The sequence below is a fragment of the Aminiphilus sp. genome, from assembly GCF_029975095.1.
Taxonomy (GTDB): domain Bacteria; phylum Synergistota; class Synergistia; order Synergistales; family Aminiphilaceae; genus Aminiphilus.
This window is the reverse complement of the sequence record NZ_JARKPW010000074.1, coordinates 22,443-30,769: the sequence shown is the minus strand read 5'-3', so window position 1 is coordinate 30,769 and position 8,327 is coordinate 22,443. Positions and strand designations below refer to the sequence as shown.

General features: G+C 63.0%; 4 protein-coding genes and 1 pseudogene. 1 reads left to right on the top strand and 4 read right to left on the bottom strand.

The window, feature by feature from the left end; translation table 11 throughout:
* The 4 genes and pseudogenes from Q1K49_RS04705 to Q1K49_RS04690 all read right to left on the bottom strand — a co-directional run.
* Positions 1–563 (bottom strand): annotated as a pseudogene (locus Q1K49_RS04705) (glucan biosynthesis glucosyltransferase H); the annotation flags it as partial.
* Positions 560–1,093 carry a hypothetical protein gene (locus Q1K49_RS04700; RefSeq protein WP_300523369.1) on the bottom strand — a complete coding sequence of 178 codons (534 nt, stop codon included), beginning with the start codon at positions 1,091–1,093 and terminating at the stop codon, positions 560–562. The pseudogene Q1K49_RS04705 and the gene Q1K49_RS04700, both read right to left, overlap by 4 nt.
* 13 nt (positions 1,094–1,106) lie before the next feature.
* Positions 1,107–2,678: a glucan biosynthesis protein G gene (locus Q1K49_RS04695; RefSeq protein ID WP_300523366.1), complete on the bottom strand. Its 1,572-nt coding sequence runs from the start codon at positions 2,676–2,678 to the stop codon at positions 1,107–1,109.
* Positions 2,679–3,235: 557 nt separating this feature from the next.
* Positions 3,236–5,527: a histidine kinase dimerization/phosphoacceptor domain -containing protein gene (locus tag Q1K49_RS04690; RefSeq protein WP_300523364.1), complete on the bottom strand. Its 2,292-nt coding sequence runs from the start codon at positions 5,525–5,527 to the stop codon at positions 3,236–3,238.
* A 396-nt stretch (positions 5,528–5,923) separates the two neighbouring features.
* Here Q1K49_RS04690 and Q1K49_RS04685 point away from each other — a divergent pair, with 396 nt between their 5' ends.
* The gene (locus Q1K49_RS04685) at positions 5,924–8,005 is read left to right on the top strand and encodes a methyl-accepting chemotaxis protein (RefSeq protein WP_300523362.1); all 2,082 of its coding nucleotides are present in this window, start codon (positions 5,924–5,926) and stop codon (positions 8,003–8,005) included.
* Positions 8,006–8,327: the final 322 nt, after the last annotated feature.

Sequence of the window (8,327 nt, the reverse complement as noted above, 5' to 3'; positions counted from 1 at the left end):
CTCTTTCGCTTGGCGTTGCTCCGGCGCCGCCGGTAGAAGATTCTGCCGAAGGCGTTTTTTTCGCGGCAGAAGGCGAACCACGCCGCCTCCTCCTCCACCCAGCCGTCCGGATCGGGAGTGTCGCTGAGGATGAAGATGTCGAAGAGGTCCGACCGGCCCGTGCGCTCCAGGGAGTCGTAGACGGTACGCACTCCCGCGAAGACACGCTCCGGGTCCTCGTTGAAGACCGGAACCAGAATGGCCGTGCGGGCCTCCCGGTCGATCTCCCGGGGATCGTCCTCCTCTCCCGCGAGGGAGACCGCGAAGGCGTCCCGGCCGAGGCAGAGGCGGAGGGCGCCGATGCTCGCCGTCCAGAAGCCGATGGAGATCCAGCCGAAGAGCACGGCGAAGACCACTGTCAGGGCAAGCTCCAGCGGTGTGCCACCCTTGTGGGGGAGCACTGCCGCCATGGTGCGCGTGGCCGTGACGGTTGGCAGGACGATGAGCGCCAACAGGAGCAGGCGTCGCCAGCTCGCGGCCCGCACCCAGGCGAGGTGTGACGGATGGGCGTTAGAGGTCGTCATGGCCTTGCATCCTCTCCGGAGGTGTGGGAATTCCCCTGTGCACGTTGTCTGCGTTCCGGAGCGGAGGTGCTCGTGGCGGAAAGGGCGGCGTGCCGTTCTCGGTCGGTCTGCCCCAAGAGGTCCCGTTTCCAGCGTGCGAAAAAACGCTTCAGTCCCGAGAGCCAGGGAAGGCGGTCCAGTTCCTTCGCCACCATGGAGCCCCGGTTCAGAGGCGGCTGGGAGGAAAGATGCACTCCCTCGGGGGTGCGGATTCCCTGGTCGAGGCCGTGTTCCGCCAAAAGCTCCCGCAGAGTGCGCATGGCCTCTGTCACGTTCGTGGGACCAGAACGCTTCAGGGATTCCAGGGCGAGCTCCAAGCCCTTGAAAGGCGGCAGGTCCAGAGCAGTCACATAGAGCACCACCCGGTCTCGGGCGATCTGCCATCCTTCCCGTGCGGAAGTGCATCCGAGGGATTCTGTCTCCGCAGCGGTCGTCTCTTTCGTGGTCTCCGGAAAAGATTCTCCGGTCGCCGACATGTCCGCGTCGTGCACGGCACGTTCCTCCTTATTGCAGCAGGTCGTAGGTCCAGGTCACGGTGAGGGGGTCCGGAAGGTTCTCCCCCTTTTTCAGCAGCGCCGAAAGACGGATGGGCGGGCGATGGGCCGGAAAGACCGCCTTGAACTTTCCCTCGGGGACGGTGCGAACCTGAAAGACAAGGCGCCAGCCGCCGGTGACATCGTTCTTGTGGAGTTGCTTTTCCAGCAACTGGCCTCCCTCTCCGACGGTGATGATGCTGGAAAGTCCCGCATCGGCGGAGAGGTTTTCCAGCTCTCCCCCCTCGAAGTCGAGGACGAACTTCGTGATGTCCGGAGCGCTTTTGGCGGTACGGGTGGAGGCGGGAACGCCGAGGGAGAGCAGATCCTTCGGCAGAGCGCACCAGCGCAGGCGGTAGGAAAAGGCGAGGGGGTCGTTTTCCTCCTCCACATCCGTGGTGCCTTGCTCCGGAGCGGGGGGTTCGGGGACCCAGAAGGCGACCATGTTGTCGTTGATCTCCTCCTCCGAGGGGATCTCGATGAGCTCCACCCTGCCGGGACCCCATTTGCCCTTCGCCTCCACCCAGAGGCTCGGACGCAGTTCGTAGCGGGCCTCCAGGTCCTGATAGTGGTCGAAGAGGCGGTCCTGCTGGAGCAGACCGAATCCGGCGAGATTTCCCGCCTTCCAGGAAGAGATGCCCAGGCGCTTGTTGTTTCCCAGGGGACGCCAGAGCCATTCTCCTTCGTTGGTGTGCAGCAGGAGCACGTCCGAGTCGTGCACCTCCGGACGGTAGTCACCGGGGCGGCCGTTCTCGGTCTCGCCGAAGAGGAACATGCTCGTGAGGGGCGCGATGCCGAGTTTCGCCACGTTTGCCCGGCGGAAGAGGCGGGCGTCCACGTCCATGATCGTTTCCTCCCCGGGGGTGACGATGAACTTGTAGGCTCCGGTGATGCTCGGGCTGTCCAGCAGGGCGTAGAGCGTGAGGGAGGTGTCTCCCGAGGCGGGTTCCAGAAGCCAGAACTCCCGGAAGCAGGGAAATTCCTCCCCCGAAGAGAGCGCCGTGTCGATGGCGAGTCCCCGGGCGGACAGACCGTACTGGAGTCCCTCGGCGACGCCGCGGAAGTAGCTTGCCCCGAGGAAGACCGCCACCTCATCCTTGTAGTCCGGTCTGTTGATCGGAAAGTGGATCCGGAATCCCGCAAAGCTCAGGTCCTCCGGAAAGGGTTCCTTGAACTCGTTGTCCCCGTAGTCGAAAAAGTCCCGGGAGTAGGGGACGGGACTCGGTCCCTCGGCGTTCACCACGTTGATTCTCACCAGGCGGTTGTAAAACATGCCGGGATGGAAGAACTGCACTTCGAAGGGAAGTCCTCTGTCCCGCCAGAGCGCGTTCTCCTTGCGGAAGCGGATGTCCCGCCACTGGTCGTAGCTGAGCTTGAGCAGAAACTCCGGAACCTCTCCCTCGGGGTTTTCATAGGGGCGGGACGCCAGTTCCCGGGCACGCTCCGCCACGGCCCGCAGACCGAATCCCCCCGTGCTCTGTGCCGCCATGGCCCGCGGAGCGTTCTCCCCCGGCGACAGGCACAGGGCGAACAGAAGACACAAAAACAAGAGCCCTCCCCGGAACGGTCTCCTTACCGTCCGGAGTTCCCTGTCCATAGTCCTCCGGCTTCTCCGGCAGAGCCATCCCCGTCCCCGGGCGACCTCTCCGCATTCCCTCCGACATATCCTGATCACACCGAACCCTCCCTGGTTTTTCCGAAACGTGGCAAAACGAACTGAGCGGAGAACATTCTAACCCCGCCGAACGCCACTGCAAAGCGTCATTCCGCCGAGTTCGGGCCGTTTCGTCGAAAAATTCGGTACATGTGCGTTTTCAGAGGAAAGCGCTCCTATGATACAATCCGACGCACGAAAGAACCCAAGAATGTGCTCGAATTGCTCCGGCAAGACGTTGTCTCTGTTCATGATCGTCCGCATCGGGGCGTATTCGGGTGTTTCTGAAGGAGTTCGCCGGAACGCAGCACCGGCAGCGTCTTTTCTGTCCGTTCCGGAGGGGCGGCGGAGGTCCACCGGGAGCCGGTTCCACCTCCGTCGCGTTTGCGTCGACACTTCCGTGGTGACGCGCCGTCTCCTGGCCCCACGGCGGCCGTGACGCGCCGTTACAGGGGGAAGCGGATCTCGAAGACCACGGGGGTTGCCGTGCGGACCCGGAGCGTGCCGTCGAGCTGCCGCACCAGGGCCTCCACGATGGTCATGCCGAGCCCCGTGGCGCCGCCGGCGTAATCTTCCCGCAGCGGTGCGCCGTCGTTCGAGACGGAAAGCGTCGCCTCCGCCTTCGCACTCCGGAGGGAAACGGTGATGGTGCCTTTTTTCGTGCCGGAAAATCCGTGTTTGCATGCGTTCATGAGGAGTTCTCCCGCCACGAGACCGCAGGGGATGGCCTTGTCCACGGAAAGGGCCGTGGCGTCCACGGAGGTGACGATCGTCACCTCCGTGTCGCGGGGAAGGGACACTTCTCCGAAATAACGCACGAGCTGCTCCAGATAGATTTTCATGTCCACCGTGGCGAACTCCGACGTGCGGTAGAGGAGGTCGTGCACCAGTGCCATGGTCCGGACCCGGCTCTGCCCCTCCCGAAGCTGTTCCGCCAGTTCGGGGAGTGCGGCGCGTTGGGCCTGAAGGCTCAGCAGGCTGGAGATGACCTGAAGGTTGTTCTTCACCCGATGATGCACTTCCCGGAGCAGCACTTCCTTGTCCTGGAGGGAGATCCGCAGCAGTTCCTCCACCCGTGTCCGCTCGGCGATCTCCTCCTCCAGCGCCCGGTTCGTCTCTTCCAGCTCCGCAGTGCGCTCCCGCACGGCGCCGTCCAGGTTTTGGTTCAGTTCCCGGAGTTGTGCGAACTGTGTCGTGAGGGAGGTGTGCATACGGCGCACGTTTGTGGCGAGGTGCTCTGTCTCGGCGGAGACTCCCCTGGGCCAGTCCTCGACGGCATGTTCGGGAGAGAGCTTCTCCGTGAGTGTTGCCAGCCTGAGAACCGGACGGACGAGAAGTCGGCTCAGAACAAAGGAGACGATGATCGAGGCGAAGGCCATGGAGAGCATGAGAAACATGGTACGGATGTAGTTTCCGAAGAGGGCACCGCCGGAAGCGTCCAGGGGGGAGGCGACGAGCATGGTCCAGCCGGGCATTTCCTCGTAGACCACGCGGTCCACGAGGATGGTACGCATCCAAAGGTGCACCAGCGGGATGCTCCCTCTCCTGTCCGAACGGGGCTTGATCCGCAGGGGAAAGGGCCCGGCACTGTCGCGGAACTCGTCGAGGCGGGAGAGCAGGTGTTCGGGAAAGAGCGACAGAGGGCGCACGGCTCCGGTGTTGTCGTCCACGAGAAGCGCCTGGACGCCGAGCGTTCGGAGCTGTTCCGCCAGATCGTCGAAGGCGGGCGTCGGGTCGGTGGCGAGCACCACGAAAGAGTCTCCCGTTGTCGCTACCACGAAGGCCCGGCAGGTTTCTTTTCCCAGGGGGCAGAGGAGAAAGGCGACATCCTCCGGGGCGGCTCCGGCCCGGGAACGCTGGAGGTGCTCCAGTACGGGCGAGGGAAGAAGCCTCTCCGGGGGAGCTTCGGTGTCGTCGAGGAAGGATCTGGCCGTCGTGCCGTTCCGGCTGACGAGGTAGACCTCGAGAATGCTCGTGCCGGCGAAGGGATTCTCCTGTGCGGAAAGGTGTCCCTCCGAAGCCACGTGGGCGATGAAGGGGAGTGCCCGGACCAAAGGAGTCTTCCATTGCGCCATCCGTCGCTGCACCAGCCGCAGGGCCTCGGAGCGCCTGCGCTCGGTGGCGGACTCGATGTCGTCATCGAGGTGGAGCGTGCCGTGAAGCATGACGGCGAGAAGGGGCACTATGGCAAGGCAGAGCATGCCGCAGAGAAGAAGGTGCTCCAGAGGCGGGCGGTCGGGAGCATGTTTCGGCCCCGGGAAAGCCCGGAACGGAAGAATCGTGACGACGAGGAAAGCCGTGAGGGCGTTGAAGAGGCTGTTCACGTCGCATTTGAGAACCAGGAAGAACACCCCTTCCCAGTTCATGCCGTAGAGTCCCTTCCAGAGCAGGAGAAGCTGCATGTTGCCGAAGGTGATCCAGTAGAGGAAATCCAGCAGGAAGAGGTTGTTCAGGTACCGTCTTCCGAACCCCACCGCGAGAGCCTCCGCCATGTAGTTGATGACAGCCCAGGGATGTCCCCAGAGCACAACGGTGTAGGCCGAGGAGACAAGTGCCGCGAGGGCACCGGCAAGAGGGCCGAAGCGCCACGCCGCGAGAAGAACGAAGATGCTGCCGAAGAGAAAATCGACGCCGGGAAGCAGATTCAGGCCGAAGGCGTTTCCCAGGAAGGCAAGAACAGCGAGGCCTGCGAGGGGAAACACGGTCCGTGGCAGGGAACGGGTTTGTTCTGTGCTCATGGTTTTCTCCATTCTCTCCGGCCGTTTCCGATTTTCCCCGGTGCTCCCGAAGGCGCGGCGGAATCCGGTCCGGCTGCGGTCTCGTCGGCTGCGTCGATGGGTGGACAGCGCGTTGCCTCATTATGAAAGAGGTACAAAAAAAGAGCAAGGGGTGTACCCGAACAATGTCGCCGAAAAAAGAGGTTCTCTTTCGAGTCCGGGTGTGACGCCCCCTTGAAGAATGGGTACGACACCATCACGGAAAAGCGGAGGAGGAGAGGGAGAAAAAAGTACGTCAGAACGAACATTGTCATGTGCGACGAAACCTCGTATCATCCCAAGTGGAATGATTCCAGTTGCGTTGCTCTTTTCGCGGAACCACGATCGAAGACGGACAAGAGAAAGGGTGCGGTATTCATGAAAAGAAGTCTGCTGGCAAAGCTCCTCCTTCCACTGGGAATCCTCGTGGTACTTTTCGTCGTGTCCCTGTCGGTGACGTTCTTCGTCACCTCCGGGCAGGAACGGGACGGCGCCGTGATCAATCTGGCGGGACGTCAGCGCATGCTCTCCCAGAAGATGGCCAAGGAGGCCTACCTGTATCTGCTCACCTCAGATGCGTCGATTCTCGCAGAGCTGGACCGGTCCGTCACCGCCTTCGACAGGACCCTGAAGGCCCTCGCCGAGGGAGGCGACGCGCCGCTGGATGTGAAGGGCACGTCCCTGGTCGCGCTTCCCGTTCCCTCGCCGGAGGCGGCGGTGGCGCTGGGAGCGGTGCGTTCCCTCTGGAACCCTTTCAGGGATATTCTCGGTTCCCTTCGGGATACGGCTTCGTCCGGTTCCGGAAAAGACGCCCTTGAGGCGATCCGAAGGGCGGAACCGGAAATTCTGAGGACCATGGACGGTGCCGTGTCCGTTTTCCAGACGGAGGCGGAGGCGAAGGTCGTTCTTCTCGAACGGTCCCAGGAGCTGGCGCTCGTCATCGCCGTCGCGGTGGCCCTGCTCTGCGTGTTCTTCTATCTGCGGGCCATTCTGGCGCCCACGCGAAACATGCTCCTGCTCATGGAGGACTTCGCCGGTTCGGGAGGCGACCTTACCCGGCGTCTTCCCGTGCGGACCGATGACGAGATCGGCCGTCTCGGAGGCGCCTTCAACGTCTTCGCGGAGTTCATCCGCAGCGCCTTCTGGCGTTTCTCCAAGGGAGTGCAGCACTTCCTCGCCACCTTCTACAGCGTCAACAGCTCCCTCGATGCCTTCAGCGAGGAATTCGGCGAGGTGAGGGAGCGTACGGTCGTGGGCGCCGGAGCGGTGCAGAAAATCACCGGGGCGGTGCAGCAGCAGTATGCCAGTTCGGAAGAAATCGCCTCCACCGCCCAGTCTCTGGCCCGCATCGCCGAGGAACTGAACGGCGTCGTCTCCGAAGTGGCCCGAGAGGCCGAGAACGGCGAGGCTGCTCTGGACGCCACCATCGCCACCATCACCAGCGTTCGGGAGAACGTCTCGGAAGTCTCGGAGCACGCCGCCTCCCTGGCGGAGCAGGCGAAGGTCATCAATTCGGTGGTGCAGGCCATCACGGGTATTGCGGAACAGACGAACCTTCTCGCTCTCAACGCAGCCATCGAGGCCGCAAGAGCCGGCGAGGCAGGAAGAGGCTTCGCCGTCGTCGCCGAGGAGGTGCGTACTCTCGCGGAGGAAAGCAAAAAAGCGGCGGCACGGATCGGCGAAAACCTGTCCACGCTCATGAAGGGTGTTTCCGGAACGTCCGGGGATATTCAGGGCATGGCCCGGGAAATGGAGCGGGTAGGTACGCAGATTTCCGAAGTGGTGCACTCCATCTCCGCCATCCTCCGCCGCATGGCCGGTGTGAACGAGGCCTCCCAGAGCGTCGCCGCCGGGGCGGAGGAACTGAGTGCCTCCTCCCAGGAAATGGCCTCGGGAGCGGAGTCGGTCTCCCAGTTCGCACTGGAACTCGGTGCCGTCATCGGGAGCGTGGAGAAGAGCGTTCTCCGTCTCGGCGATTCGGTGACCCTGCTCCGGAAACAGATCGCCGACGGCGCCGAGACGGGGCGTTCCGTCCTCGATGCCCTGTCGCATTTCTCCATCACCACCTGCGAGGAGTTTACAGAAGTCTGCCGCATCGCCATCGACGGTCACGCGGCGTGGATGCGGCGCCTCGACGACTATATCCGGGGCGGGCTCTGGAACCTCGAAACCGATCCGACGCGCTGCCGCTTCGGCATCTTTCTCGCCGTGACGGACATTCCTCCCGCAGTGGCCGCGGAATGGGGAGAAATCCGCAGACTCCACGACGAACTGCACCATCTGGGGCATGCCGTGCGGGACGCCGGACGGAGCGGAAGGACGGAACAGATGGAGGAGCTGCACAGGAAGGCACGTCTCGTCAGCGAGGCATTGACGCGCAAGCTGGAAGAAGTGATCCGCCGTTGCGGGGAAAAGAGTGCCGGCGCTGCGCCTCTCGCGGCCCTGCCTTCGGGGCGCTGAGGCACCGCTCCTGTTCCTGAACGGAATTCCCTGTCAGGTTTCGTTGTTGCCCGAAGAATTCCTTGACGGGCATGGCGGCATTTTTTCGTTATACAAGGAACGACACCTGTGCTTTTCTCCCGTTTCATGGTATCCTGATGGAGTGGGGAAAGGGGAGATTTTCTTCCGGAAAGTCAGCCCGAGAGGAAGTGCGCCCCTGAAAAGAGGGAATCCCTTGAGGGAACGCGGAGGAGGGACCCATGCTCGACGGAGGACTGCACAAGTGTCGGAATCCGGCCCGCCGGTGCTCCGATGGGAAGCCGGGATGGTTTTTCCGGCTGTG

Coding starts and splice junctions, on each gene's coding strand:
- Q1K49_RS04690 (WP_300523364.1), bottom strand. CDS start 5,527: ATGAGCACAGAACAAACCCGTTCCCTGCCACGGACCGTGTTTCCCCTC.
- Q1K49_RS04685 (WP_300523362.1), top strand. CDS start 5,924: ATGAAAAGAAGTCTGCTGGCAAAGCTCCTCCTTCCACTGGGAATCCTC.